Origin of the sequence: Pseudomonas sp. 9.1(2019), assembly GCF_009910445.1 — a bacterium.
GTDB classification, from domain to species: domain Bacteria; phylum Pseudomonadota; class Gammaproteobacteria; order Pseudomonadales; family Pseudomonadaceae; genus Aquipseudomonas; species Aquipseudomonas paraversuta.
Genome location: NZ_VBWF01000011.1, coordinates 267,917 through 294,779, shown reverse-complemented (window position 1 = coordinate 294,779; position 26,863 = coordinate 267,917). Strand labels below are relative to the sequence as shown.

The 26,863-nt window shown below is 58.1% G+C and carries 23 protein-coding genes, 4 tRNA genes and 1 riboswitch; of the genes, 24 read left to right on the top strand and 3 right to left on the bottom strand.

Going from position 1 to position 26,863, the window contains the following annotated elements; translation table 11 throughout:
• Positions 1-222 precede the first annotated feature (222 nt).
• The 14 genes from acs to astE all read left to right on the top strand — a co-directional run bounded on the left by acs (position 223) and on the right by astE (position 16,081).
• Positions 223-2,178, top strand: coding sequence for an acetate--CoA ligase (gene acs, locus FEZ21_RS20255; protein WP_010655912.1), 1,956 nt, complete (start codon positions 223-225; stop codon positions 2,176-2,178).
• Between the two features lie 512 nt (positions 2,179-2,690).
• Positions 2,691-3,476 carry an ABC transporter substrate-binding protein gene (locus FEZ21_RS20250; RefSeq protein ID WP_003440850.1) on the top strand — a complete coding sequence of 262 codons (786 nt, stop codon included), beginning with the start codon at positions 2,691-2,693 and terminating at the stop codon, positions 3,474-3,476.
• Between the two features lie 91 nt (positions 3,477-3,567).
• The gene (locus FEZ21_RS20245) at positions 3,568-4,257 is read left to right on the top strand and encodes an ABC transporter permease (RefSeq protein ID WP_003440853.1); all 690 of its coding nucleotides are present in this window, start codon (positions 3,568-3,570) and stop codon (positions 4,255-4,257) included.
• Positions 4,254-4,952 (top strand): ABC transporter permease, encoded by a 699-nt coding sequence (locus tag FEZ21_RS20240; RefSeq protein WP_003440855.1) that lies wholly within the window; start codon positions 4,254-4,256, stop codon positions 4,950-4,952. Before FEZ21_RS20245 ends, FEZ21_RS20240 begins: the two co-directional genes overlap by 4 nt.
• A 2-nt stretch (positions 4,953-4,954) precedes the next feature.
• A complete protein-coding gene (locus FEZ21_RS20235) occupies positions 4,955-6,067 on the top strand; it encodes a succinylglutamate desuccinylase/aspartoacylase family protein (protein WP_003440858.1) in 1,113 nt (370 codons plus the stop codon).
• Between the two features lie 23 nt (positions 6,068-6,090).
• A complete protein-coding gene (locus FEZ21_RS20230) occupies positions 6,091-6,855 on the top strand; it encodes an ABC transporter ATP-binding protein (protein WP_003440860.1) in 765 nt (254 codons plus the stop codon).
• 122 nt (positions 6,856-6,977) lie between these two features.
• Positions 6,978-7,958, top strand: coding sequence for a transcriptional regulator ArgR (gene argR, locus FEZ21_RS20225; RefSeq protein ID WP_003440864.1), 981 nt, complete (start codon positions 6,978-6,980; stop codon positions 7,956-7,958).
• 259 nt (positions 7,959-8,217) lie between these two features.
• Positions 8,218-9,438 (top strand): aspartate aminotransferase family protein, encoded by a 1,221-nt coding sequence (locus tag FEZ21_RS20220; RefSeq protein ID WP_003440867.1) that lies wholly within the window; start codon positions 8,218-8,220, stop codon positions 9,436-9,438.
• Between the two features lie 176 nt (positions 9,439-9,614).
• Positions 9,615-10,634 carry an arginine/ornithine succinyltransferase subunit alpha gene (gene aruF / locus FEZ21_RS20215; RefSeq protein WP_003440870.1) on the top strand — a complete coding sequence of 340 codons (1,020 nt, stop codon included), beginning with the start codon at positions 9,615-9,617 and terminating at the stop codon, positions 10,632-10,634.
• Positions 10,635-10,688: 54 nt separating this feature from the next.
• Complete coding sequence (gene astA / locus FEZ21_RS20210; RefSeq protein WP_003440872.1) at positions 10,689-11,726, top strand: arginine N-succinyltransferase; 1,038 nt, start codon at positions 10,689-10,691, stop codon at positions 11,724-11,726.
• Positions 11,723-13,192, top strand: coding sequence for a succinylglutamate-semialdehyde dehydrogenase (gene astD / locus FEZ21_RS20205; protein ID WP_373683739.1), 1,470 nt, complete (start codon positions 11,723-11,725; stop codon positions 13,190-13,192). Before astA ends, astD begins: the two co-directional genes overlap by 4 nt.
• Before the next feature lie 164 nt (positions 13,193-13,356).
• The gene (gene astB / locus FEZ21_RS20200) at positions 13,357-14,703 is read left to right on the top strand and encodes an N-succinylarginine dihydrolase (protein ID WP_010655907.1); all 1,347 of its coding nucleotides are present in this window, start codon (positions 13,357-13,359) and stop codon (positions 14,701-14,703) included.
• Between the two features lie 66 nt (positions 14,704-14,769).
• Positions 14,770-15,057 (top strand): hypothetical protein, encoded by a 288-nt coding sequence (locus FEZ21_RS20195; RefSeq protein WP_003440880.1) that lies wholly within the window; start codon positions 14,770-14,772, stop codon positions 15,055-15,057.
• A gap of 13 nt (positions 15,058-15,070) precedes the next feature.
• Positions 15,071-16,081 carry a succinylglutamate desuccinylase gene (gene astE, locus FEZ21_RS20190; RefSeq protein WP_003440883.1) on the top strand — a complete coding sequence of 337 codons (1,011 nt, stop codon included), beginning with the start codon at positions 15,071-15,073 and terminating at the stop codon, positions 16,079-16,081.
• Positions 16,082-16,177: 96 nt separating this feature from the next.
• On the opposite strand, the gene FEZ21_RS20185 is transcribed toward astE, so the two are convergent.
• Entirely contained in the window at positions 16,178-16,672 is a 495-nt protein-coding gene (locus tag FEZ21_RS20185) for a 6,7-dimethyl-8-ribityllumazine synthase (protein WP_010655905.1), read from the bottom strand.
• Between the two features lie 131 nt (positions 16,673-16,803).
• Positions 16,804-16,974: riboswitch (FMN riboswitch) on the bottom strand.
• 216 nt (positions 16,975-17,190) lie between these two features.
• On the opposite strand from FEZ21_RS20185, the gene ltaE reads away from it, so the two are divergent.
• The 9 genes from ltaE (at position 17,191) to mgtE (ending at position 25,103) form a co-directional block, all read left to right on the top strand.
• Complete coding sequence (gene ltaE / locus FEZ21_RS20180) at positions 17,191-18,195, top strand: low-specificity L-threonine aldolase (RefSeq protein WP_003440889.1); 1,005 nt, start codon at positions 17,191-17,193, stop codon at positions 18,193-18,195.
• Between the two features lie 146 nt (positions 18,196-18,341).
• On the top strand, positions 18,342-20,960 hold the full coding sequence (alaS, locus tag FEZ21_RS20175; protein WP_160628296.1) for an alanine--tRNA ligase: 2,619 nt from the start codon (positions 18,342-18,344) through the stop codon (positions 20,958-20,960).
• Positions 20,961-21,039: 79 nt separating this feature from the next.
• Entirely contained in the window at positions 21,040-22,275 is a 1,236-nt protein-coding gene (locus FEZ21_RS20170; protein WP_003440896.1) for an aspartate kinase, read from the top strand.
• A gap of 187 nt (positions 22,276-22,462) precedes the next feature.
• Positions 22,463-22,651, top strand: a complete 189-nt coding sequence (gene csrA, locus FEZ21_RS20165; RefSeq protein ID WP_003175645.1) for a carbon storage regulator CsrA — start codon at positions 22,463-22,465, stop codon at positions 22,649-22,651.
• Positions 22,652-22,712: 61 nt separating this feature from the next.
• Positions 22,713-22,803 (top strand) — tRNA-Ser (locus tag FEZ21_RS20160).
• 108 nt (positions 22,804-22,911) lie between these two features.
• Positions 22,912-22,988 (top strand) — tRNA-Arg (locus FEZ21_RS20155).
• Positions 22,989-23,059: 71 nt separating this feature from the next.
• Positions 23,060-23,136: transfer RNA gene (locus FEZ21_RS20150), tRNA-Arg, on the top strand.
• Between the two features lie 70 nt (positions 23,137-23,206).
• Positions 23,207-23,283: transfer RNA gene (locus FEZ21_RS20145), tRNA-Arg, on the top strand.
• Between the two features lie 377 nt (positions 23,284-23,660).
• A complete protein-coding gene (mgtE, locus tag FEZ21_RS20140) occupies positions 23,661-25,103 on the top strand; it encodes a magnesium transporter (RefSeq protein WP_003440900.1) in 1,443 nt (480 codons plus the stop codon).
• Between the two features lie 79 nt (positions 25,104-25,182).
• On the opposite strand, the gene FEZ21_RS20135 is transcribed toward mgtE, so the two are convergent.
• Entirely contained in the window at positions 25,183-25,509 is a 327-nt protein-coding gene (locus tag FEZ21_RS20135; RefSeq protein ID WP_003440903.1) for an Arc family DNA-binding protein, read from the bottom strand.
• Positions 25,510-25,873: 364 nt separating this feature from the next.
• Here FEZ21_RS20135 and phnN point away from each other — a divergent pair, with 364 nt between their 5' ends.
• Positions 25,874-26,455, top strand: a complete 582-nt coding sequence (gene phnN, locus FEZ21_RS20130) for a phosphonate metabolism protein/1,5-bisphosphokinase (PRPP-forming) PhnN (RefSeq protein WP_003440906.1) — start codon at positions 25,874-25,876, stop codon at positions 26,453-26,455.
• A 40-nt stretch (positions 26,456-26,495) separates the two neighbouring features.
• Here the strand turns inward: phnN and FEZ21_RS20125 are convergent, their stop codons facing one another.
• Positions 26,496-26,738, bottom strand: a complete 243-nt coding sequence (locus FEZ21_RS20125) for a hypothetical protein (RefSeq protein WP_177412955.1) — start codon at positions 26,736-26,738, stop codon at positions 26,496-26,498.
• Between the last annotated feature and the right edge of the window lie 125 nt (positions 26,739-26,863).

Here is a 26,863-nt window from a genome sequence, read left to right as displayed (position 1 = left end):
GTTGACAGATTCTGCAACAATCGTCGAAAACAGACCCGGATTTGGTTTTTGGCAATTCCTGAATCAAAGGATAAAGCGCTGTAAGTACTGTGCTTGAGGCTTCGGCAGAGAAATCAGGGTTTTTCCGGGTATTTCTTACTACCAACGTCGAATGGATCTCATGCCCCGGCCCGGCTAAAACAGGGTCATAAAACAACAACTACAAACATCGAGGTATGAAACATGAGTGCCGCTTCCCTGTATCCCGTACGCCCTGAAGTAGCAGCCAATACGCTGACCGATGAGGCGACCTACAAGGCGATGTACCAGCAGTCCGTGGTCAATCCCGATGGCTTCTGGCGCGAGCAGGCTCAGCGTCTCGACTGGATCAAGCCGTTCACCACCGTCAAGCAGACCTCTTTCGACGACCACCATGTCGATATCAAATGGTTCGCCGACGGCACGCTTAACGTTTCCTACAACTGCCTGGATCGCCACCTTGCCGAGCGCGGCGATCAGGTTGCGATTATCTGGGAGGGCGATGATCCTTCCGAGCAGCGCAACATCACCTACCGCGAACTGCACGAAGAAGTGTGCAAGCTCGCCAACGCGTTGCGCGGTCAGGACGTTCACCGTGGCGACGTAGTAACTATCTATATGCCGATGGTGCCCGAAGCTGTGGTCGCCATGCTGGCCTGTACCCGGATCGGTGCCATTCACTCGGTGGTGTTCGGTGGCTTCTCGCCCGAGGCGCTGGCAGGACGCATCATCGACTGCAAGTCCAAGGTGGTGATTACTGCCGACGAGGGCGTGCGCGGCGGCAAGCGTACGGCGCTCAAGGCCAATGTCGATGTGGCACTGACCAACCCTGATACCTCGAGCGTGCAGAAAATCATCGTGTTCAAGCGTACCGGCGGCGATATCGCCTGGTACAAGCACCGAGACATCTGGTATCACGACTTGATGGCCGTGGCTTCCACCCACTGCGCGCCAAAAGAGATGGGCGCCGAAGAAGCGTTGTTCATCCTTTATACCTCCGGCTCCACCGGCAAGCCCAAAGGGGTGCAACACACCACGGGCGGTTATCTGCTGTATGCCGCGCTGACCCATGAACGCGTATTCGACTATCGTCCCGGCGAGGTCTACTGGTGCACGGCTGACGTCGGCTGGGTAACCGGTCACACCTATATCGTCTACGGCCCCCTGGCCAATGGCGCGACCACAGTGCTGTTCGAAGGCGTACCGAACTATCCGGACATCACCCGGGTGTCGAAAATTGTCGACAAGCACAAGGTCAACATCCTCTACACCGCGCCAACGGCCATTCGCGCCATGATGGCCGAAGGTCAGGCCGCGGTTAAGGATGCTGACGGTTCAAGCCTGCGTCTGCTGGGTTCGGTAGGTGAGCCGATCAACCCGGAAGCCTGGAACTGGTACTACACAACCGTCGGTAAAGAGCGTTGCCCCATCGTTGATACCTGGTGGCAGACCGAAACCGGTGCTTGCATGATGAGCCCGCTGCCGGGAGCCCATGCGCTCAAGCCGGGTTCTGCGGCGCGTCCATTCTTCGGTGTGGTGCCGGGGCTGGTGGACAACCTGGGCAACCTGATTGAAGGTGCGGCGGAAGGCAACCTGGTGATCCTGGATTCGTGGCCGGGTCAGGCACGCACCCTGTATGGCGATCACGACCGTTTTGTCGATACCTACTTCAAGACCTTCCGCGGCATGTACTTCACGGGTGACGGGGCCCGTCGCGACGAAGACGGTTACTACTGGATCACCGGCCGGGTGGACGATGTGCTTAACGTTTCTGGCCATCGCATGGGGACCGCCGAAATCGAAAGCGCGATGGTGGCTCACCCGAAAGTCGCCGAGGCGGCTGTTGTAGGCGTGCCCCACGACATCAAGGGGCAGGGCATTTATGTCTACGTCACCCTCAATGGCGGTGAAGCGCCAAGTGAAGAGCTGCGTCTGGAGTTGAAAAACTGGGTGCGTAAAGAGATAGGTCCGATTGCCTCGCCGGATGTCATCCAGTGGGCGCCAGGCTTGCCGAAAACCCGATCCGGCAAAATCATGCGCCGTATCCTGCGCAAGATCGCCACCGGTGAATATGACGGTCTGGGGGATATTTCCACCCTGGCCGACCCGGGTGTGGTGCAGCATTTGATCGAAACCCACAAGAGCATGAAGCAGGCATAAACCTTCTTTGCGCTCCCGAACCCCGCCCGGCATTGCCCGGCGGGGTTTTTATTTGGCAGCTGGCGGAGTTGGGGGTGCCTCGGGCAGTGTTACCGCAGGTGTAACCAGGCGCACAAAAACGGGGCCTTGCGACACCAAAAGCACCGTTTTAGAGCTGTTTTGACTCCCCTGAAAAATAAGATGAAACGCTACACTTGCCGGAATAGAAGGCTTTGCGAATAATAGGCCCGCTATTTGCAACTCACATAGGTTCTATGTCTTTTGCTCTTGCATGAATTCGAAGAGCTGTCAATGACTGGAGTCGCATTTCTCGATGCATCTGTAATTTGTTGTCGCATTGGAGAAATAACGGCTTGAAGCCTGTCGTTAGAATGCCGATCACTCGCTCGTCGTCGTTGTGCTGATCTCAGTGCATCGCCAGTAGGACGTGGCGCCGCATTCCCGGTTTAACCTCCGCATCTTGGGCTAACGCTCATTCTGCATTTATTGCCCTTTACCGATGGAGTCCTAAGATGAAGAAACTCGTGCTTCTTGGCGCCCTGGCACTGTCCGTGCTGTCCCTGCAGGCTTTCGCTGATCAAAAACCGCTGAAAATCGGTATTGAAGCCGCTTATCCTCCGTTTGCCTCCAAGGCGCCGGATGGCAGCATCGTAGGTTTTGACTATGACATCGGTAATGCTCTGTGCGAGCAGATGCAGGTCAAGTGTGTGTGGGTCGAACAAGAATTCGACGGCCTGATTCCGGCGCTTAAAGTGCGCAAGATCGACGCCATCCTGTCCTCGATGTCGATTACCGAAGACCGCAAAAAGTCTGTCGACTTCACCAACAAGTACTACCTCACTCCGGCGCGTCTGGTGATGAAGGACGGTGCTGTGGTCAGCGACAGCCTTGACGAGCTCAAGGGCAAGAAAATCGGCGTGCAGCGCGGTTCGATTCACGACCGTTTCGCCAAGGAAGTCTTTGCACCCAAAGGCGCAACTGTCGTGCCTTACAGCTCGCAAAACGAAATCTATCTGGACATCGAAGCCGGTCGCCTTGATGGCACCGTGGCCGACGCCACCCTGCTCAATGACGGTTTCCTGAAAACCCCGGCTGGCAAAGGCTATGCCTTCGTAGGCCCGCAATTCACCGACGTCAAATACTTCGGTGACGGCGTGGGTATCGCGGTACGCAAGGGCGACAAAGAGCTCAAAGACAAGATCGACACCGCGATCACGGCTCTTCGTGACAACGGTAAATACAAGCAAATCCAGGACAAATACTTCGACTTCGATATTTACGGCCCAGAAGCCAAGTAAACCGTCGCAGCGGTAAGTCCGAAATGGCGCAAGCAACAGGATCTCTGAAGTTTGCGCCATTTTTTCATCCTAATTTTCGAGGACCTGAATCATGTTGAAAGGCTACGGGGCTGTCATCCTCGATGGCGCTTGGCTGACGCTTCAGCTCGCCTTGTCGTCCATGGCCCTGGCCATTGTTCTAGGTCTGATCGGTGTTTCCTTGCGCCTGTCGCCGGTGCGCTGGCTGGCCTGGTTGGGCGATCTGTATTCAACGGTTATCCGCGGGATACCCGATCTGGTGTTGATCCTGCTGATTTTCTATGGCGGTCAGAATTTGCTGAACAACGTTGCGCCGATGCTGGGCCATGACGATTACATTGACTTGAACCCTCTGGCTGCGGGTATCGGCACCCTGGGCTTTATTTTTGGTGCATACCTGTCCGAAACCTTTCGCGGGGCCTTCATGGCGATCCCCAAAGGTCAGGCCGAGGCGGGCATGGCTTATGGCATGAGCAGCTTTCAGGTGTTTTTCCGGGTATTGGTACCGCAGATGATTCGCCTGGCGATTCCGGGGTTCACCAATAACTGGCTGGTACTGACCAAGGCGACGGCCCTGATTTCGGTGGTCGGCTTGCAAGACATGATGTTCAAGGCCAAGCAGGCGGCGGATGCCACCCGCGAACCCTTTACTTTCTTTCTGGCTGTGGCGGCGATGTACCTGGTGCTGACCAGTGTTTCGCTGTTGGCGCTGCGACAACTTGAGAAACGCTACTCGGTAGGCGTAAAGGCGGCTGATCTATGATCTTCGACTACAACGTCATTTGGGACAGCATGCCGCTGTACCTGAATGGGCTGCTGGAAACCCTTAAACTGCTGGGCATCTCGCTGTTTTTCGGTTTGCTGGTGGCTGTGCCGCTGGGTTTGATGCGGGTCTCCAAGAAGTCCTGGGTCAACTTTCCGGCCTGGCTGTACACCTATGTGATTCGCGGTACGCCGATGCTGGTCCAGCTGTTTTTGATCTACTACGGTCTGGCTCAGTTCGAGGCCGTGCGTGACAGCTTCCTGTGGCCGCTACTGTCCAGTGCGACCTTCTGTGCCTGTCTGGCGTTTGCCATCAACACCAGTGCCTACACCGCCGAAATCATTGCCGGTAGCCTCAAGGCCACACCCAATGGCGAGATCGAGGCAGCAAAGGCCATGGGCATGTCGCGCTACAAAATGTATCGCCGTATTCTGCTGCCGTCGGCCATGCGCCGGGCACTGCCGCAATACAGCAACGAAGTGATCATGATGTTGCAGACCACCAGCCTGGCTTCCATCGTGACGCTGATCGACATCACAGGTGCGGCACGCACGGTCAACGCGCAGTACTACCTGCCGTTCGAAGCCTATATCACCGCCGGTGTGTTTTACCTGTGCCTGACGTTCATTCTGGTGCGCCTGTTCAAACTGGCCGAGCGCCGCTGGCTGGGCTACATGGCCCCGCGCAAGGCCTGACCATGGAACGTATCGATCATGTACTGCCGTGGAGCAGCCTGGGAACCGAGCGCCAGCTGACGGTGTTCCGTTTCGGTACCGGCGAGCGCAAGGCCTACATTCAGGCCAGCCTGCATGCTGATGAGCTGCCGGGCATGCGTTGCGCCTGGGAACTGAAAAAGCGCCTGGCCGAGCTTGAACTGCAGGGCGCCCTGAACGGCGTGATCGAACTGGTGCCTGTGGCCAATCCGCTGGGGTTGGGACAGTTGCTGCAAGGCAACCACCAGGGGCGTTTCGAGTCCGGCAGCGGCAAGAACTTCAACCGCGATTTCGTTGAGTTGAGTGCCCCCGTGGCAGCTGCGCTGCAAGGGTGTCTGGGGGATGATCCCCATGCCAATATCCGTCTGATCCGTCAGGCGATGCTTGATGTGCTGGAGCAGTTGCCACCTGCTGCGAGCCAGTTGCAGGGCCTGCAGCGGGTACTGTTGAGCCATGCCTGTAATGCGGACATCGTGCTCGACCTGCATTGCGATGCGGAAGCGGCGTTGCACATGTACGCCTTGCCCCAGCATTGGCCGCAGTGGCGCTCCCTGGCCGCGCATCTGAACATGCGGGTTGGATTATTGGCCGAAGACTCCGGCGGCAGCTCGTTCGATGAAGCCTGTTCGTTGCCGTGGTTGCGCTTGCAGCGCCAGTTCGCCGATGCACAGATTCCCCTGGCGTGCATGGCTACCACCCTGGAGCTGGGCGGGCAGTCCGATACCGGACGTCCAGAGGCCCAGGCGTATGCCGAAGCCATTCTGGCGTTTCTGGCCGAGCAAGGTTTGATTACCGGGGACTGGCCGGCCGCGCAGCACCCGGCGTGCGAAGGCATGCCGTTCGAAGGCACCGAACTGTTGTATGCACCGCACCCCGGTGTGGTGAGCTTTTTACGTCCGGCGGGCGCCTGGGTTGAAGCCGGCGAGCCGCTGTTTGAAGTGATTGATCCTTTATCTGACCGGGTCAGTACGGTATGCGCGGGTACGGCCGGCGTATTATTTGCCGTTGAGCGACTGCGTTATGCCCAACCCGGTTTCTGGCTGGCTAAAGTGGCGGGGCGTGAGCCTCTGCGTCACGGGCGCTTGCTCAACGACTGACTGTTTTTGTGAGAACCGACAACATGTACAAACTTGAAGTCCAAGATCTGCATAAACGCTATGGCAGTCACGAAGTGCTCAAAGGCGTTTCGCTGGCCGCCAAAGCAGGTGATGTGATCAGCATCATCGGTTCCAGTGGCTCTGGCAAAAGTACCTTTTTGCGGTGCATCAACCTGCTTGAGCAGCCCCATGCCGGCAAAATCCTGCTCAATGGCGAAGAACTCAAGCTGATTGCCAACAAGGACGGCGCGCTCAAGGCCGCTGATCCCAAGCAATTGCAGCGCATGCGTTCGCGACTGTCGATGGTGTTCCAGCATTTCAATCTGTGGTCGCATATGACTGCGCTGGAAAACATCATGGAAGCACCGGTGCATGTACTGGGCATGTCCAGGGCCGAGGCCCGGGAAAAGGCCGAGCATTACCTGAACAAAGTGGGTGTTTCCCATCGCAAGGACGCCTACCCGGGGCATATGTCCGGTGGCGAACAGCAGCGTGTGGCGATTGCCCGGGCGCTGGCGATGGAGCCTGAAGTCATGTTGTTCGACGAGCCGACTTCAGCCCTCGACCCGGAGCTGGTGGGTGATGTGCTGAAAGTGATGCAGGATCTGGCACTCGAAGGCCGGACCATGGTTGTGGTGACCCACGAAATGGGCTTTGCCCGTGAAGTGTCCAACCAGTTGGTGTTTTTGCACAAAGGCATTGTTGAAGAAAGCGGCGATCCGCGTGAAGTACTGGTAAACCCGCAATGCGAGCGTTTGCAGCAATTCCTGTCGGGCAGCTTGAAATAACTGCAGCTATAAGACTGCCTCTGTGCACCAAAATAGGTCATGCTCCGCGTCTCGCGCAGTTGGCCCAGGCTGAGTGTTGGCGCATTTGGTTTTCCTTCTGTTTTCGTTCCGGATAGCACGCTATGACCGCCCATCGAATTGGTTTCCTTATTTGGCCCAGCACCAAAGCCTTGACCCTGGCGCTGGCAGAGGAAGCGTTGCGTGTTGCTCAGCGCGTGCACCCCGAAGTCGTTTACGAGTTGCTGTTTTTACAGGCCGAACCGCCGGCAGAGGGCGCCTGGCAGTTGCCCGGTGAACCCTGGACGGGCAAGCTGGAAGGCTGCCAGAAACTGTTTTTGCTGGCTGACGAACCCCCGGCGACCATCGCGCCGGCCCTGAGCAGCGCACTCAAGCAATTGGTGCGCGCGGGCTGTGTGATTGGCGGGCTGTCGGCAGGGGTTTACCCGCTGGCGCAAATAGGTTTGCTCGATGGTTATCGTGCTGCCGTGCACTGGCGCTGGCAGGATGATTTCGCCGAGCGCTTCCCTAAGGTGATTGCCACCAGTCACTTGTTTGACTGGGACCGCGATCGTCTGAGTGCTTGCGGCGGCCTGTCGGTACTGGATCTGCTGCTTGCAGTGCTGGCCCGGGATCATGGTGCCGAGCTGGCGGGCGCGGTCTCCGAAGAACTGGTGGTGGAGCGCATTCGTGAAGGCGGCGAGCGCCAGCGTATTCCTCTGCAAAACCGTCTGGGTTCGAGCCATCCCAAGCTGACCCAGGCCGTGCTGCTGATGGAAGCCAACATTGAAGAGCCGCTGACCACCGACGAAATTGCCCAGCATGTCTGCGTGTCTCGCCGGCAACTGGAGCGGATATTCAAGCAATACTTGAATCGTGTTCCGAGCCAGTACTATCTGGAGTTGCGTCTGAACAAGGCGCGTCAGATGCTGATGCAAACCAGCAAGTCGATCATTCAGATCGGCCTGTCGTGCGGCTTTTCATCGGGGCCGCATTTTTCCAGCGCCTATCGCAACTTCTTTGGCGCAACGCCTCGTGAAGATCGCAATCAGCGTCGCAGCAGCAGCCCGTTCGAATTGTCATCGGCGCCTGCCGAGCGCGGCTGAGAGTCAGCGGCCTGGTTTTGCCTGAGTGCGCCCCGCAACAGGATGAGCAATCAAAGTGCGTTGATGCTGCCGAAAAGTCGGCCCAGCGTTTAAACTGCGCCTTTGTGACGGAATATGTCGCATTGCCGCAAGCCTTGGAAAATCGTGGTAGGACACTGTAAGAAGTTGTCGCTTGGCGACAAGGCTTGCCCCCCGCGTGTCCTTACAATCCCCCCATCGCTTGCCAGTTCAGGCAGGCGTTCCTCTTCAGGAGACTCCGATGTCCGTTGAGCAAGCCCCGGTGCAACGCGCCGATTTCGACCAGGTCATGGTTCCTAACTACGCACCTGCCGCCTTCATTCCTGTGCGCGGTGCCGGTTCCCGGGTTTGGGATCAGGCAGGTCGAGAACTGATCGACTTCGCAGGCGGCATCGCTGTTAACGTTCTGGGTCATGCACATCCGGCACTGGTCGGCGCGTTGACTGAACAGGCGAACACCCTGTGGCACGTATCCAACGTGTTCACCAACGAGCCGGCATTGCGCCTGGCCAAAAAGCTGGTGGACTCGACCTTCGCTGAGCGGGTGTTCTTCTGCAACTCGGGCGCAGAAGCCAACGAGGCCGCGTTCAAGCTGGCCCGTCGTGTGGCCCATGACCGTTTTGGCCCTGAGAAGTACGAAATCATCGCCGCCCTCAACAGCTTTCACGGACGCACACTGTTCACCGTGAACGTGGGTGGGCAGTCGAAGTACTCCGACGGCTTCGGTCCGAAAATCACCGGCATCACCCATGTCCCGTTCAACGATCTCGACGCTTTGAAAGCGGCCATTTCGGACAAGACCTGCGCGGTAGTGCTGGAGCCGATCCAGGGCGAAGGCGGTGTGCTCCCGGCCGAACAGGCTTACCTGCAAGGCGCGCGCGCTTTGTGCGATCAACACAATGCATTGCTGGTGTTTGACGAAGTGCAAACCGGCATGGGCCGCACCGGCGAGTTGTTTGCCTATATGCATTACGGCGTGACCCCGGACATCCTCACCAGTGCCAAGAGCCTGGGTGGCGGTTTCCCGATCGCAGCCATGTTGACCACTGAAGCACTGGCCAAACACCTGGTTGTCGGCACTCATGGCACCACCTACGGCGGCAACCCGCTGGCGTGCGCCGTGGGCAACGCGGTGATCGACGTGATCAACACCCCTGAAGTGTTGAACGGTGTGAAAACCAGGCACGAGCAGTTCAAGACCCGGCTTGAGAAAATTGGCCAGCAATACGGCCTGTTCACGCAAGTACGTGGCATGGGCCTGTTGATTGGTTGTGTATTGAGCGATGCCTGGAAAGGCAAGGCCAAAGACATCTTCAACGCCTGTGAGAAAGAAAACCTGATGATTTTGCAGGCCGGTCCTGACGTGGTGCGTTTCGCCCCGAGTCTGGTGGTTGAAGAGGCCGATATCGAAGAAGGTCTGAACCGCTTCGAACGTGCCGTGCAAAAGCTGACGCAAGCCTGATCGTGATTTCAACGCCTGATTTTTCAGGCGTTGACCCTTTTATATGCTGAACCGCAACCCCTGCAGGAGCGAGCTTGCTCGCGAGCCATGCATCGCGATCCCATAAAGCTCGCTCCTGCAGGGGTTGCAGGTTCGGTATTTTCTTCTGTGTTGTTCAAGGATTAAGGAGTGACACCATGCTGGTGATGCGCCCCGCGCAAATGGCTGATCTGGGCGAAGTACAGCGTCTGGCTGCGGACAGCCCGATTGGTGTCACTTCATTGCCGGACGATATCGAGCGCCTGCGCGACAAGATCGCAGCCTCTGAAACCTCGTTTGCCGCTGAAGTCAGCTTCAACGGCGAGGAGAGTTATTTCTTCGTTCTCGAAGACACCGCCACCGGTAAACTGGTGGGCTGTTCGGCAATCGTGGCATCGGCCGGTTACTCGGAACCGTTCTACAGCTTTCGTAACGAGACCTTTGTACATGCCTCCCGCGAGCTGAAGATTCACAACAAGATTCACGTGTTGTCGCAGTGCCATGACCTCACTGGCAACAGTCTGCTGACCAGCTTCTATGTAGTGCCGGAACTGGTGGGTTCGGCCTGGTCCGAGCTCAACTCCCGCGGGCGACTGCTGTTTGTGGCCAACCATCCGGAGCGCTTTGCCGATTCGGTGGTTACCGAGATCGTCGGTTACAGCGATGAAAACGGTGACTCGCCGTTCTGGGACGCCATTGGCCGCAACTTCTTCGACCTGAACTACGCCGCCGCCGAGCGCCTGTGCGGGCTTAAAAGCCGTACTTTCCTCGCCGAACTGATGCCGCACTACCCGATTTATGTGCCCTTGCTGCCCGACACCGCCCAGGAGGCCATGGGGCAAGTGCATCCGCGGGCGCAGATTACCTTCGACATCCTGATGCGCGAAGGCTTCGAAACCGATCACTACATCGATATTTTCGACGGTGGCCCGACCCTGCATGCACGGGTTTCGGGTATCCGTTCGATTGCTCAAAGCCGCGTGGTACCGGTCAAGATCGGGGAGCCAGGCAAAGGCGGCGGTCGCCAGTATCTGGTGGCCAACGCCCAGTTGCAGGATTACCGCGCGGTACTGCTGGAACTCGACTGGGCGCCGGGCAAACCGGTGATGCTGGATCTGGAAGCGGCCGAAGCACTCGGTGTTGGCGAAGGCGCCAGCGTACGAGTGGTGGCGGTTTAACGCGTTTAGCGAGTTTCGCGGGGTTCGTCAGCGAGCCCCGTTTGAGGAGATAGCATGATCGTTCGTCCTGTACGCAATAGCGATTTACCGGCCCTGATTGAGTTGGCCCGCAGCACTGGCACCGGCCTGACGACCTTGCCGGCCAATGAAGAACGCCTGCTGCACCGTGTCACCTGGGCTGAAAAAACCTTCCGTGGCGAAGCCGGGCGCGGCGACGCGGACTACCTGTTTGTGCTGGAAAACGACGAAGGCAAGGTGGTCGGCATTTCTGCCATTGCCGGCGCGGTAGGCCTGCGCGAGCCCTGGTACAACTTCCGGGTGGGCCTGACGGTCAGCGCCTCCCAGGAGCTGAATATCTATCGGGAAATCCCGACCCTGTTTCTGGCCAACGATCTGACCGGCAACTCTGAATTGTGCTCCCTGTTCCTCAGCGCCGATTATCGCACCGGCTTCAACGGCCGCATGCTGGCCAAGGCGCGGATGCTGTTTATCGCCGAGTTTCCCGAGTTGTTCGGCAACAAGATCATTGCCGAAATGCGCGGTATGTCCGACGAAGCGGGCCGCTCGCCGTTCTGGGAAAGCCTGGGCCGGCACTTCTTCAAAATGGAGTTCAGTCAGGCCGATTACCTGACCGGCGTCGGCAACAAGGCCTTCATCGCCGAGTTGATGCCCAAGTTCCCGGTATACACCTGCTTCCTGTCTGAAGACGCTCGCGCCGTGATCGGCAAAGTGCATGTTCACACCGAGCCGGCGCTGAACATGCTCAAAAGCGAAGGCTTCAGCTACCAGGGCTATGTCGATATTTTCGACGCTGGCCCGGCAGTGGAGTGCGAAACCAGCAAGATCCGTGCTGTGCGCGACAGTGAAGCGCTGGTGCTGGCCATCGGCACCCCGGGTGACGATGCCACGCCTTACCTGATCCACAACCGCAAGCGCGAAGACTGCCGTATTACCGCAGCACCGGCACGTCTTGCTGCAGGCACGCTGGTGGTTGATCAATTGACCGCCAGACGTTTGCAACTGACTGCCGGCGATCAAGTCCGCGCAGTGGCATTGTCCGCCCAGCCAGTGACCCCACGGGAGTCGAAATAATGAGCACGTTGTATATCGCAGGCGCCTGGCAGAACGGGCAGGGCGAAGCCTTTGAGTCGCTGAATCCGGTCACCCAGCAAGTGCTGTGGACGGGTAACGGGGCCAATGCGGCCCAGGTCGATGCTGCCGTGCAGGCGGCACGTCAGGCTTTTCCGGCCTGGGCCACACGTTCTTTCGAGGAGCGCCTGGACGTACTCGAAGCGTTCGCTGCCAGCCTCAAGGGCCACGCCGATGAGCTGGCGCGCTGCATCGGCGAAGAAACCGGCAAACCCCTGTGGGAGTCGGCCACCGAAGTCACCAGCATGATCAACAAGGTGGCAATCTCGGTACAAAGCTATCGCGAGCGCACGGGCGAGAAGAGCGGCCCGCTGGGCGATGCCACTGCCGTATTGCGCCACAAGCCCCACGGTGTGGTCGCGGTGTTTGGTCCGTATAACTTTCCGGGCCATTTGCCCAACGGGCATATCGTCCCGGCTTTGCTGGCCGGTAACAGCGTGGTATTCAAACCCAGCGAACTGACCCCCGGGGTTGCCGAGCTGACGGTCAAGTGCTGGATCGAAGCCGGCTTGCCGGCGGGTGTGTTGAACCTGCTGCAGGGTGCGCGCGAAACCGGTATCGCACTGGCGGCCCATACGGGCATCGACGGCTTGTTCTTCACTGGCTCGAGCCGTACCGGTAACGCGCTGCATCAGCAGTTCGCCGGTCGCCCGGACAAAATTCTGGCCCTGGAAATGGGCGGCAACAACCCGCTGGTGGTCGATCAGGTGGCCGATCTGGACGCTGCGGTCTACACCATCATTCAGTCGGCCTTTATCTCGGCCGGGCAGCGGTGCACATGCGCCCGGCGCTTGCTGGTGCCGCAAGGGGCGTGGGGCGACAGTCTGTTGACGCGCCTGGTTGAAGTCAGCCAGAGCATCGAAGTGGGGGCTTTTGATCAGCAGCCGCCACCGTTCATGGGCTCGGTGATTTCGTTGGGTGCCGCGCGCGCCCTCATGGATGCTCAGGAAGTATTGCTGGGCTCTGGGGCTGTGGCTCTGCTGGAGATGACTCAGCCGCAGAGCAATGCCGCGTTGCTGACTCCGGGCATTATCGACGTCACTGAAGTCAGTGAACGATCCGACGAAGAGCTGTTCGGGCCGTTGCTGCAAGTGATTCGCTACAGCGGTTTCGACGAAGCGATTGCCGAGGCCAACAACACCGCGTTTGGCCTTGCAGCAGGGCTGCTGTCGGACTCCGAAGCGCGTTATCAGCAGTTCTGGCTGCAAAGCCGGGCCGGGATCGTTAACTGGAACAAGCAGCTGACCGGCGCGGCCAGCAGCGCACCGTTTGGCGGTATCGGGGCGTCGGGCAACCATCGCGCCAGTGCCTATTACGCCGCTGACTATTGCGCGTACCCGGTTGCTTCTCTGGAGACGCCGACCCTGGCGTTGCCGGCGGCGTTGACCCCCGGTGTGCGAATGTCCTAAAGCGCCGATTCCTGTGGGAGCTGGTTTGCCAGCGATTGAGGCAGCGTGGTCCGTTCGATACCCCGCGTCGCCTGCATCGCTGGCAAGCCAGCTCCAGGATCAGGGCCTGTTTGCCTCAGAATTTTGATTCATGCCAATTACAACCGTTTGCCGGAGCCTCGCCGATGAAGTCCTTTGAAGTCAATTTTGACGGTTTAGTGGGGCCGACCCATAACTACGGCGGTCTGTCGTTTGGCAACGTCGCCTCCCAGAGCAACAGTCAGCAGGCCTCCAATCCAAAGGAAGCCGCGCTGCAGGGTCTGGAAAAAATGAAAGCGCTGATGGACATGGGCTTTGTCCAGGGGGTTTTGGCGCCTCAGGAACGTCCGGATGTCGGCGCTTTGCGCAGCCTGGGCTTTAGCGGCAGCGATGCGCAGGTCATCCAGCGCGCCGCGAAGCAAGCAATGCCCTTGCTGGTCGCCAGTTGTTCGGCGTCGAGCATGTGGGTGGCCAACGCGGCCACGGTCAGCCCGGGCGCGGATACGGCAGACGGCCGCGTGCACTTTACGGCTGCCAACCTCAATTGCAAATTTCACCGCAGCATCGAGCATCCGACCACCAGCCGTGTACTGGGGGCGATGTTTGCTGATCCGCAGCATTTTGCGCACCACGGGGCATTGCCGGCGGTGGCTCAGTTTGGTGATGAAGGTGCGGCCAACCACACGCGGTTTTGCCGGGATTATGGCCAGCCGGGGGTAGAGTTTTTTGTATACGGGCGCAGTGCGTTCGACAGCCGCTACCCGGCGCCGCAAAAATATCCGGCGCGCCAGACCCTTGAAGCTTCGCAAGCCGTGGCGCGTCTGCACGGCCTGAGTGAAGAGGGGGTAGTGTTTGCCCAGCAGAACCCTGACGTGATCGATCAAGGGGTGTTTCACAACGACGTGATCGCTGTCGGTAATGGCGAGTTGTTGTTCCATCACCAGGATGCGTTTCTCAACACCGAGCAGATGCTGGCCGAGCTGCACGCCAAGCTGGCGGCACGTGGTGGCAACTTCCAGTCGATCAGCGTGCCCCGTGATCAGGTAGCAGTGGAAGATGCAGTGCGCTCTTATCTGTTTAACAGCCAGTTGCTGAGTCGTGCTGACGGCTCGATGCTGTTGATCGTGCCCGAAGAGTGCCGCAGCAACCCCCGTGTGTGGCAGTACCTGCAAGGGCTGACGGCGGCGGGCGGACCGATTCGCGAGGTCAAGGTGTTCGACCTCAAGCAAAGCATGCAGAACGGTGGCGGCCCGGCGTGCCTGCGGCTGCGGGTCGCACTTAATGAAACTGAGCTGGCGGCGGTCAATCCCGGGGTTATCATGACCCCTGCGCTGTACGACACGCTGACCCGTTGGGTCAACAAGCACTACCGCGATGCCTTGCGCGAAAGCGATCTGGCAGACCCGCAATTGTTGCTTGAATGCCGGACGGCACTGGATGAACTGACGCAAATCCTTAAACTGGGCGCGGTTTACCCGTTCCAGATCAATTGAACACGTGCGTGCCCGGGGTTTTATCGCCCCGGGCACGCAACGTCACCCGCAAATGAGAGCTAAATAATGACCGATACCCTGAAGCTGATCCTTGAAGATACCGACGGCACCCAGCTGGAAACCTCCTGCACCCGCGTCGCTGTCATGTGGCAGGGCAAGGAACTGTGGATTCAGCAAGACGGCCGTGGCCAGTTGCTGATCGGTGTGGACGTTGAGGAAGGCGATGCCGAATACGCCAACCTGTTGCTGCGCCCATTGGCGACTAACCTTGTAAGCCTGCAACTGGAAATGGAACCGGCTGACCTGGGCGACGACGAAGACGGTCACGTTCACGGCCCAGACTGCAACCACTGATAAAGGATGCTCTATGCTCGCCCTCGGCAAACTGCTTGAACTGACCCTGGCCGGACGTGAACCGGCCGAGAAGACTCAACTGACTGTCGACGGCGTGCGGATGCGCTGGCTGGCCGAGGGGGCACTTGAAGTGCGCCCTCCAGAAGGTCGCGACGATGGTATGGATCTGCTGTTGTCGGCCGGCATCCACGGCAATGAAACAGCGCCTATCGAGTTGCTCGATCGCCTGTTGAATGACATTGCCCGGGGCGACATCAAGCCCCGAACCCGAATTCTGTTCCTGTTCGGCAACCCTGGTGCCATGCGCACCGGAGCGCGGTTTGTCGAAGAGGACCTGAACCGGCTGTTCAACGGCCGTCACGAGAACAGCAGCGGCCCAGAAGCCTTGCGTGCGTGCGAACTTGAACATCTGGCCGAAACATTTTTCAGCCTTCCTGAACGTACCCGCCTTCATTACGACCTGCACACCGCCATTCGCGGTTCGAAGATCGAGCAGTTCGCGCTCTATCCCTACAAAGAAGGTCGGGTCCATTCCCGTGACGAGCTGGCCCGCCTGCGTGCTGCCGGTATGGAAGCGGTCCTGCTGCAGAACAAGCCTTCAATCGTCTTCAGTGCCTACACCTACGAGCAGCTGGGCGCTGAAGCCTTTACCCTGGAACTGGGCAAGGCACGACCTTTCGGGCAGAACGGCGGGGTTAACGTCGAGCGTCTTGAGTTGCGTTTGAAGCAGATCATCGAGGGCACCGAACCGCCCCTGGCTGATGCTTCGCTGGAAGGTCTGCAGCTGTTCAGCGTGGCTCGCGAAGTGATCAAGCACAGTGATGCCTTCGTCCTGCACTTGCCGGCGGATGTCGAGAATTTCTGCGAATTGCCCAAGGGCTATTTGCTGGCGCAAGACACGCCCAGGACGCACTGGATCGTCGAAGAGGAGGGTGCGCGGATCATCTTCCCCAATCCAAAGGTGAAGAATGGTTTGCGGGCCGGGATGATTATCGAGCCGGCGAAGGCGGCGGTGCTCGTTTAGCTATAGGCGCGGGCTTGTCTCGCGATGCGCTCGATGGCGCCGTGTTTATTGGGTAAACACGGCGCCATCGTCAACAGTCATCGCGATTGACCTGAATTACACCGCGCGTTTTTGCTGGGTATCCATACGCTTGATAGCGCGAATTTTCTGCAGGGTATCGACGCAGGTTTTTGCCGCTTCCTGGCCTTTGTGCACGAAGTGCTCGAAGAAAAACTTCTGGTGTTCTTCGCCTGCGTGGAAGTGATGCGGGGTCAGGCTGACCGAGAACACCGGAACTTCGGTTTCCAGTTGAACCTGCATCAGGCCGCTGACCACTGACTGGGCGACGAAGTCGTGGCGATAGATGCCGCCGTCGACAACCAGGGCTGCGCCGACGATACCGGCATAGCGGCCAGTCTTGGCCAGCAGTTTGGCGTGCAGCGGGATTTCAAACGCACCGCCGACTTCAAAGAAATCGATGTCGCTTTCCTGATAACCCTGCACCAGCATTTCGGCGAGGAAACCTTTACGGCTCTGGTCGACGATCTCTTTGTGCCAGCTGGCCTGGATAAACGCTACACGCTCGTTGTGGTGAATTGCGGTGGGTTGCATGTTCTGACTCCTGTTTGTGTGAAAAACAGGGCATATGAATCGAATGGGATTTAAGGGTGCGCTCCGGTGGGCTGTACGCGGCAATAAAGCAGCAGTACAAGCCCGCCGGGTTGACGGCCCTTTGGCGCCAATCCCGTTCTCTCTTCATCCGGACTATGACCGTCGGCCCCGGGATCACACCGGGTCTGCTGACCTTGGCCGGTCATCAGCCAAAGCTGAAGGACCTGCCAAGCGCTCGCGGGCTATGCGCATTGCGCGCAATTACCGCCGGTGGGGAGTTGCACCCCGCCCTGAGAACGTTGCCGCCAGCCTTTCTGGCGGCGGGCATTTTGTATCACATATGTTTTAAAGATGCATTGCTGCTTTTTGCTAATAGTCATCGATTTTGCAGATTGTTTTATTTGTCCATTGTCAGGTTACGCCTTGAATATGGCGGGGTTGCCCGCAGTACTCTTGTTAGCAAGGGAGGTCCCCGATTAGCATCAAGTGCTGATCCCCCCATTGCCGAGGCTTGTTCAATGACTGTTATCGATCTTCGTAGTGACACCGTGACCCAACCCAGCCGCGGCATGCGCGAGGCCATGGCGAATGCGCCACTGGGCGACGATGTGTATGGCGAAGATCCCATGGTGAACAAGCTGGAGTGGGAGCTGGCCTCAAGACTGGGCTTTGCCGCGGCACTGTTCGTGCCCACGGGCACCATGAGCAACCTGCTGGCGCTGATGGCCCATTGTGGGCGCGGCGATGAATACATCGTCGGGCAGCAGGCCCACACCTACAAGTATGAAGGTGGCGGTGCGGCGGTACTGGGCTCCATCCAGCCGCAGCCGCTGGAGGTACAGGCGGATGGTTCGCTGGACCTGGATCAGGTCGCGGCAGCGATCAAGCCTGATGACTTTCACTTTGCCCGCACCCGCTTGCTGGCGCTGGAAAACACCATGCAGGGTAAAGTCCTGCCACTGGAGTATCTGGCTGCGGCAAGTCGTCTTACCCGTGAGCACGGGCTGGGCCTGCATCTCGATGGTGCGCGGCTGTACAACGCTGCCGTCAGGCTGGGGGTGGATGCGGCGGATATCACCCGGCATTTCGATTCGGTGTCGGTATGCCTGTCCAAAGGGTTGGGCGCGCCAGTGGGGTCGGTGCTGTGCGGTACTGTGGACTTGATCGGCAAGGCCCGGCGTTTGCGCAAGATGGTCGGCGGCGGCATGCGCCAGGCCGGTCAGCTGGCGGCTGCGGGGCTTTACGCGCTGGACCATCAGGTTGAGCGCCTGGCCGATGACCATGAGCACGCCCGGCTGCTGGCCGATGGCTTGCGTGCTGGCGGTTATGAAGTTGAGCCGGTCCAGACCAACATGGTTTATGCGCAACTGGGTGAGCGGGCGCAAGCGCTCAAGATATTTGCCGGTGAACGTGGTATCAAACTGAGTGCCGCACCGCGTCTGCGAATGGTCACGCACATGGATGTCAGTCGCCAGCAGATTGAGCAGGTAATCTCGGTTTTAACTGAATTTAACCAACAATGAGTGTGCAGGCCGTCCAATTGCCTGCGCCTATCGTATAAACACGCTGTACCCAAGGCGAAGGGCCGATATAATGCGGCCCTTTGCGAGTCGCACTGTCGATGGACGTGATTGACTTGCCTCTGGCCGCAGCCTCCGTGGAAGAACCTATGAAAAGCGCAGAAATCCGTGAAGCCTTCCTTCGCTTCTTCGAGGAGCAAGGTCACACCCGTGTCCCGTCCAGCTCCTTGGTCCCGAACAACGATCCGACCCTGCTGTTCACTAACGCGGGGATGAACCAGTTCAAGGACTGTTTCCTGGGTCAGGAAAAACGGGCATACACCCGTGCTACCAGCAGCCAGAAGTGCGTGCGTGCCGGTGGCAAGAACAGTGACCTGGAAAACGTCGGCTACACCGCCCGTCACCACACTTTTTTCGAAATGCTGGGCAACTTCAGCTTTGGCGACTATTTCAAGAAAGACGCGATCAATTTTGCCTGGACCTTCCTGACCGGTGTCTTGAAGCTGCCTGAAGACAAGCTCTGGGTGACGGTCTACGCCAGCGATGACGAAGCCTATGACATCTGGACCAAAGACGTCGGCGTGCCTGCCGAGCGCATGATCCGCATCGGCGACAACAAAGGTGCTCCGTACGCTTCGGACAACTTCTGGACCATGGGTGATACCGGCCCGTGTGGCCCGTGCACCGAAATTTTCTATGACCACGGCCCTGAAATCTGGGGTGGCCCGCCGGGCTCGCCGGATGAAGACGGTGACCGTTACATCGAAATCTGGAACAACGTGTTCATGCAGTTCAACCGCACCGCCGATGGCGTGTTGCATCCGCTGCCTGCGCCGTCGGTAGACACCGGCATGGGCCTGGAGCGGATCAGTGCGGTGATGCAGCACGTCAACTCCAACTACGACATCGATCTGTTCCAGAGCCTGTTGCAAGCTGCAGCCCAAGCGATTGGTTGCGCCAACGACGGCCAGGCGTCGCTGAAAGTGGTGGCTGACCACATTCGTTCGTGCAGCTTCCTGATCGCCGATGGCGTGCTGCCGTCCAATGAAGGCCGTGGCTACGTGCTGCGCCGCATCATTCGTCGCGCCTGCCGTCACGGCAACAAGCTGGGCGCCACCGGCAACTTCTTCTACAAAATCGTCGCGGCACTGGTTGCCGAGATGGGGGCGAGCTTCCCTGAACTGGTGCGCGAGCAGGCCAACATTGAGCGCGTGCTCAAAGCCGAAGAAGAGCAGTTCTCCAAGACCCTTGAGCAAGGCCTCAAAATCCTTGAGCTGGACCTGGCTGACCTTAAAGGCACCGTGGTGCCGGGCGATGTAGTGTTCAAGCTCTACGACACCTACGGTTTCCCGATGGACCTGACCGCCGACATCGCCCGCGAGCGTAACCTGACCGTGGACGAAGAAGGTTTCGAGCGCGAGATGGAAGCCCAGCGTGTGCGTGCGCGTTCGGCCAGTTCGTTCGGCCTGGACTACAACACCCTGGTCAAGGTCGACGTGCCCACCGAGTTCATCGGCTACAGCGCCACCCACAGCCCGGCCAAGGTAGTTGCCCTCTATAAGGATGGCCAGTCTGTTGCCAGCCTGAATGAAGGTGATGAGGGCGTGGTGGTTCTCGATCAAACCCCGTTCTACGCCGAATCTGGCGGTCAGGTCGGCGACTGCGGTTATCTGCAGGCGGGCAGTGCCCGTTTTGACGTGCGCGACACCACTAAAACCGGCGGCGCGTTCCTGCATCACGGTGTGGTTGCAGCGGGCGGCCTGAAGGTCGGCGAAACCGTTGAAGCGCAGGTCGATGCTGAAGTCCGTCATGCCACGGCGCTGAACCACTCGGCTACCCACTTGCTGCACGCGGCCCTGCGCCAGGTACTGGGCGAGCACGTTCAGCAGAAGGGGTCGTTGGTTGACAGTCAGCGCATGCGTTTCGATTTCAGCCACTTCGAGTCGATCAAGCCCGAGCAGATCAAGGCGCTGGAAGATATCGTCAATGCCGAGATTCGCAAGAACACCCCGGTCGAGACTGAAGAAACCGACATCGACACCGCCAAGCAAAAAGGCGCCATGGCGCTGTTTGGCGAGAAATACGGCGACAACGTGCGCGTGCTGAGCATGGGCGGTAATTTCTCGGTCGAGCTGTGTGGCGGTATCCACGCCAATCGCACCGGTGATATCGGTCTGATGAAAATTACCAGTGAAGGTGGTGTAGCCTCCGGTATTCGTCGTATCGAGGCGGTCACCGGTGCTGCCGCACTGGCTTACCTGAACGCCGCTGAAGAGCAGCTCAAGGAAGCCGCCAGCCTGATCAAGGGCTCGCGTGAGAACCTGGTCGACAAACTGTCGGCTGTGCTGGAGCGTAACCGCCAGCTGGAAAAACAACTCGAACAATTGCAGGCCAAGGCCGCAAGTGCTGCCGGTGATGATCTGTCATCGTCTGCAGTGGATGTGAAAGGCGTGAAAGTGTTGACCGCTCGCCTGGACGGTCAGGATGGCAAGGCGCTGCTGGCGCTGGTAGATCAGCTGAAGAACAAGCTCGGCCGTGCAGTGATCCTGCTCGGCAGTGTTCATGAAGACAAGGTCGTTCTGGTTGCAGGCGTAACCAAGGACCTGACTGGCCAACTCAAAGCCGGTGATTTGATGAAGCAGGCCGCTGCGGCAGTGGGCGGGAAGGGCGGTGGTCGTCCGGACATGGCGCAAGGCGGCGGTGTTGATGCTGCAGCCCTGGACGCCGCACTGGCCCTGACTGTGCCATTTGTCGAGCAAGGTATCTGAGGTCCAGCACGCGCCGTCGTCTACGGCGCGTCGTTTGAATGATAAATGGGCGCCCTTTATGGGCTGAGGCTGCTTTGAAATGGCTTTGATCGTACAAAAATTCGGAGGCACCTCGGTCGGCTCTGTCGAGAGAATCGAACAGGTCGCCGAGAAAGTTAAGAAGTTCCGTGAAGCCGGCAATGACCTGGTGATTGTGCTGTCTGCAATGAGCGGCGAAACCAATCGCCTGATCGAACTGGCCAGGCAAATCAGCGATCAGCCATTGCCCCGTGAACTGGATGTGATCCTGTCCACGGGCGAGCAGGTGACAATAGGCCTGCTGGCAATGGCGCTGAACAAGCGCGGCGTGCCAGCGGTGTCCTATACCGGCAGCCAGGTGCGGATCCTTACGGACAGCGCGCACACCAAGGCCCGGATTCTGCAAATCGACGATCAGAAGATTCGCGCCGACCTCAAGGCCGGGCGCGTGGTTGTGGTGGCAGGTTTCCAGGGCGTGGATGAGCACGGCAACATCACCACCCTGGGCCGTGGCGGCTCTGACACCACCGGTGTGGCGCTGGCGGCAGCCTTGAAGGCGGATGAGTGCCAGATCTACACCGATGTCGATGGCGTCTACACCACTGACCCGCGGGTTGTGGCGCAGGCTCAGCGTCTGGAAAAAATCACCTTCGAAGAAATGCTGGAAATGGCCAGCCTGGGTTCCAAGGTGTTGCAGATCCGGGCGGTCGAGTTCGCAGGCAAGTACAACGTTCCGCTGCGCGTATTGCACAGCTTCAAAGAGGGTCCTGGCACCCTTATTACTATTGATGAAGAGGAATCCATGGAACAGCCGATCATTTCTGGCATCGCTTTCAACCGCGATGAAGCCAAGCTGACTATCCGTGGCGTGCCTGATACTCCGGGCGTGGCGTTCAAGATTCTGGGCCCGATCAGTGCGACCAACATTGAAGTCGACATGATCGTGCAGAACGTGGCGCACGATAACACCACCGACTTCACCTTCACCGTGCATCGCAATGACTTCACTGCAGCGCAGACGGTGCTGGAAAACACGGCGCGTGAAATTGGCGCCCGTGAAGTGGTCGGTGATACCAAGATTGCCAAGGTGTCGATCGTCGGTGTTGGCATGCGCTCCCATGCGGGCGTTGCCAGCCGCATGTTTGAGTCGCTGGCCAAGGAGAACATCAACATCCTGATGATCTCGACCTCGGAGATCAAAGTCTCGGTGGTGATCGAAGAGAAGTACCTGGAGCTGGCTGTGCGCTCGTTGCACACCGCTTTTGAACTGGACGCTCCTGCCCGACAGGGTGAGTAAAGCGTTGCCCGGAGGGCGCGGTTGATCCGCGCCCTTTGTTTTTTGATAGATGTGAACGAACTCTGCTGTTTTCGTCATGTTGGTCAATACTTAAGGCGCGGCGGGCTATAGCTGTTCAGCTAGTAGGCCGAAGCCCTTTTTTTTTGCAGACTGTTGTCCCTGAAATGAATAGCGTGAGGAGAAACGTATGCTGATTCTGACTCGCCGATGTGCGGAAAGCCTGATCATAGGCGATGGCGAAATTACTGTGACCGTGCTCGGCGTCAAAGGAAACCAAGTGCGAATTGGTGTGAATGCACCCAAGGAAGTGGCCGTGCACCGCGAGGAAATCTACCTGCGGATCAAGAAAGAAAAGGATGAAGAACCAAGTCTCTAATTTTATTTAAGTTTTTAGTTGCATACGGGGAAAAGGCTGGTTATTATACGCCCCGTGTTGCGGAGAGGTGGCCGAGTGGCCGAAGGCGCTCCCCTGCTAAGGGAGTACATCTCAAAAGGGTGTCGGGGGTTCGAATCCCCCCTTCTCCGCCATTTATTCAAGTAGCACGTTCGAATCTAGCCATTTCGGTAAGTTGTTGAAATTACTGAAAAAAGTACTTGGCAGAGAGATTCAACGGTCTATAATACGCAGCTTCAAATGCACTCGTAGCTCAGCTGGATAGAGTACTCGGCTACGAACCGAGCGGTCACAGGTTCGAATCCTGTCGAGTGCACCATTTAAAGAGTTAGTTGCTTCGGTAGTTAACTTTGCTTCAACCAGGGTGGTCTGGTCTAACAAACACAACTTGCACTCGTAGCTCAGCTGGATAGAGTACTCGGCTACGAACCGAGCGGTCACAGGTTCGAATCCTGTCGAGTGCACCATTTAAGAGTTAGTTGCTTCGGCAGTTAACTTTGCTTCAACCAGGGTGGTCTGGTCTAACAAACACAACTTGCACTCGTAGCTCAGCTGGATAGAGTACTCGGCTACGAACCGAGCGGTCACAGGTTCGAATCCTGTCGAGTGCACCAAACACCAAAAAGCCTGCACATTGTGCGGGCTTTTTGCTGTCTGCGATTTGGGTTCTCGGTAGTGACTGTCGAGGCGCCAGGCTGCGATCGGCAGCGCGGCAGTCGTAAAACTCAGGCGCCTGCCATAATGGATCGATCGAGGTTTGGGGTTGGTACCGCGGCAGCGACCACAGGCATCGCGCAAGCAGTTGTTATCACCGAGATTTTTCGCGTCATTAATTTTTAAGCCGTGTATGATTGCGCCCGTCAGCCCCGCCGGGGCTTGTGGAAGACCTCCATGGACTTACCCAGTAGAAACTCAGCATCCCGTTTTTCCAATCATGAATTGACTGATTGATCCTTCCGGCGTGCCCTGCTGCTGGGAGTGGAGTTCGCCTATGACCGAAGTTGAAGTAAAGAAAACTCAAGACAGCCTGCAAAGCCGCCTCGCTCAAGTCATTGAGCTGCTTAATCGCCAGCGTGTGGTCGAGGACCTGACCCATCGTCAGGAAGGCCAGCACCATGACCGGGTTGAAAACCTGGTCCACCGGCAAAACCTTGTTGAGCTCCAGCGCAAGCTTGAAGACCTGCACTCTGCAGACGTTGCCTACATCCTTGAAGCATTGCCCCTGAACGACCGTCTGACGGTCTGGCAGCTGGTCAAGGCTGATCGCGACGGCGACATCCTGCTGGAAGTTTCGGATTCGGTACGTGAAACCCTGATCGCCGACATGGACGATCATGAGCTCCTGGCTGCGGCCAAGGAGATGGATGCCGACGAACTCGCTGACCTGGCCCCTGAGCTGCCGCGAGACGTCATCCATGAGCTGATGGAAACCCTGGACGGGCAGCAGCGTGAGCGCGTTCGCTCCGCACTGTCCTATAACGAGGATCAGGTCGGCGCCCTGATGGACTTCGAGATGGTGACCATCCGCGAGGATGTCAGCCTTGAAGTGGTGTTGCGTTATCTGCGCCGCCTCAAAGAGTTGCCAGGGCACACCGATAAACTGTTTGTGGTCGATTACGACGGCGTGCTCAAAGGCGTGCTGCCGATCAAGCGCTTGCTGGTCAACGACCCGGAGAAGCAGGTGGCTGAAGTCATGGCCAGCGACCCGGTGAGTTTCCATCCGGACGAAGATGCCTACGATGCGGCCCAGGCATTTGAGCGTTATGACTTGATCTCTGCGCCCGTGGTCGACAAGAACGGCAAGCTGATTGGCCGTTTGACCATCGATGAAATGGTCGACCTGATCCGGGAAGAAAGTGAAAACGAAGTCCTCAACATGGCCGGTCTGCGTGAAGAGGAAGACATTTTTGCATCGGTCTGGAAATCCCTGCGTAACCGCTGGGCCTGGCTGGCGGTCAACCTGGTGACTGCATTTATTGCGTCGCGGGTGATCGGGCTGTTTGAAGGATCCATTGAAAAACTGGTCGCCCTGGCTGCACTGATGCCCATCGTGGCGGGGATTGGCGGCAACTCCGGCAACCAGACCATCACCATGATCGTGCGCGCCATGGCCCTTGACCAGGTCAATACCGGCAGCACCTCGCGCCTGATGCGCAAAGAGCTGGCCGTAGGCCTGATCAATGGCCTGGTGTGGGGTGGCGTGATAGGTGTTGTCGCCTACCTGCTGTATGGCAGCTGGTCGCTGGGGGTGGTGATGACGGCTGCCATGACCCTCAACCTGTTGCTGGCTGCGCTGATGGGAGTATTGATCCCCATGACGCTGTCCCGACTGGGGCGTGATCCGGCGATGGGGGCAAGCGTGATGATCACGGCCATGACAGACAGTGGCGGATTCTTTATCTTTCTGGGCCTGGCAACGATCTTCTTGCTATGACCCGCGCCAGATCAGCCAGGCGTAAATAACGCCCATAAAAAAGCCAGCGCAGTGCTGGCTTTTTTGTATCTGTATTGAATCAGGACGCGCTGGATGCTGCTTCGGCGTCGTGAGCAATCAGGGACACCAGCGCATTTTGCTGGCGATGGGAGAGTTGGCGGAAGCGTTGCAGCAGTTCACGCTCATGCAGGGAAAGCTCGGGGCTGTCCAGGCGCATGCTGAGTTCTTCACCCAGATTGCCTTCCTGAATAAGGCTTTGCTCCAGTCGGGCGATGATTTCAGAGTTCATGCTGCGGTGATGATCGCGAGCCACTTCGGCAATGCGCTCGCGCATTCCGTCTGGCAGGCGTACGACAAACTTGTCGGCCGTACGGCTTGAGTAAATTGCCTGTTTCAATGGGCGCATTATAGTTAACCGGTTAGTTCAGGGGAGCGGTTCTCGGAATTGGCCGCAGGATGTGGTTTAAGACCGTCCCTGTGGCCAAATGTTCAACCTGAATTGTTAAGAGGCACGCATCATGCCTTAAGTCCGCCACTTCCCTGGCGTCAATTCTGTGACAAATATTGAACCGGATAGAGGCTTTTTGCCAGTAACGATTATCGGAAATCTGCACTGGCTTGGGAAGCTGATAGTCGTGTTCTTCATCCGAAAGCAGCGCTGGCACGTTTTTTACGACGAATGCTTGAAAGCCGCTAGCCGGCCCTTATGTGTTTGCGCATTCTGCGGGTGGCTCGGTTTACGGGCAGTCAGGTTCCGGGAGATCCAAATCATGCCAGGCAAATTGATTTATTTGATGGGCCCTTCGGGCTCAGGCAAGGACAGCCTGATTGATGCAGCACGACCTTATCTGCCCGAGCGCGGCTGTGAGGTTATCCGGCGAGTGATTACCCGCTCCTGCGAGGCTGTGGGAGAGGATGCGCTGGGGGTTTCCCGGGAAGTCTTTCAGTCTCTCAAGGAGGAGGGCGCGTTTGCCATGCATTGGCAGGCCAATGGCCTTGAGTACGGTATTCCGGCTCAGATCGACGACTGGCTCGATAGCGGGCGCCATGTACTGGTCAACGGCTCCCGCGGCTACCTCAAAAACGCCCGTGAACGTTACCCGGATCTGCTGGCGATCATGGTTTGCGTCGATACCCGGGTGCTGCACCAGCGTTTGCTGGCGCGTGGCCGGGAGACACCGGCTGAAATCAGCGCCCGTCTGCAGCGCAATCAATTGTTTCTCGATACCACTGATGAGCTGCAGGCAGAGCAGGTGTCGGTACTGAATAACTCGGCCACGCTGTCCCGGGGCGTTCAAGGTTTGTTGGCGCTTATTGATGCGAGCGTGGCCCCTGCTGCCCACTCGGCGTAACTGCGAGTCGACGGCTTAGCCGGGTTGTTCAGGCGCTGCTTTAAAAAAACCAGCGCTCGTCTTGAATATTTGCGCTGGCCACGGGGCGTTCAGCCGTCAATCGAGGTGCAACCTGATCGGTCTCTGTCATCACAGCCAGTTGTGGCATGGGGGTCAGCGGTTTGTTGTAAGTGACCAGCTCGGCAGTCTGTGGGGCGGTGGGGGCTGGTTGAAAGTGAAAAGCCACCAGGACGGCAAGCCCAAGGGCGTTCAACAGTAAAAGAGTGCTGTTCATGGCGGTCATCTCTGAGGGCATGGACTGATTACTGTTGATAGAGCACTCTTCGTGCCAACTTTTTTATAGGGTAAAACCCTTATAAAACAGCTTCTTGAGTGGGTTTTTAAAGGGCGGATGATTGCAGATTGCAA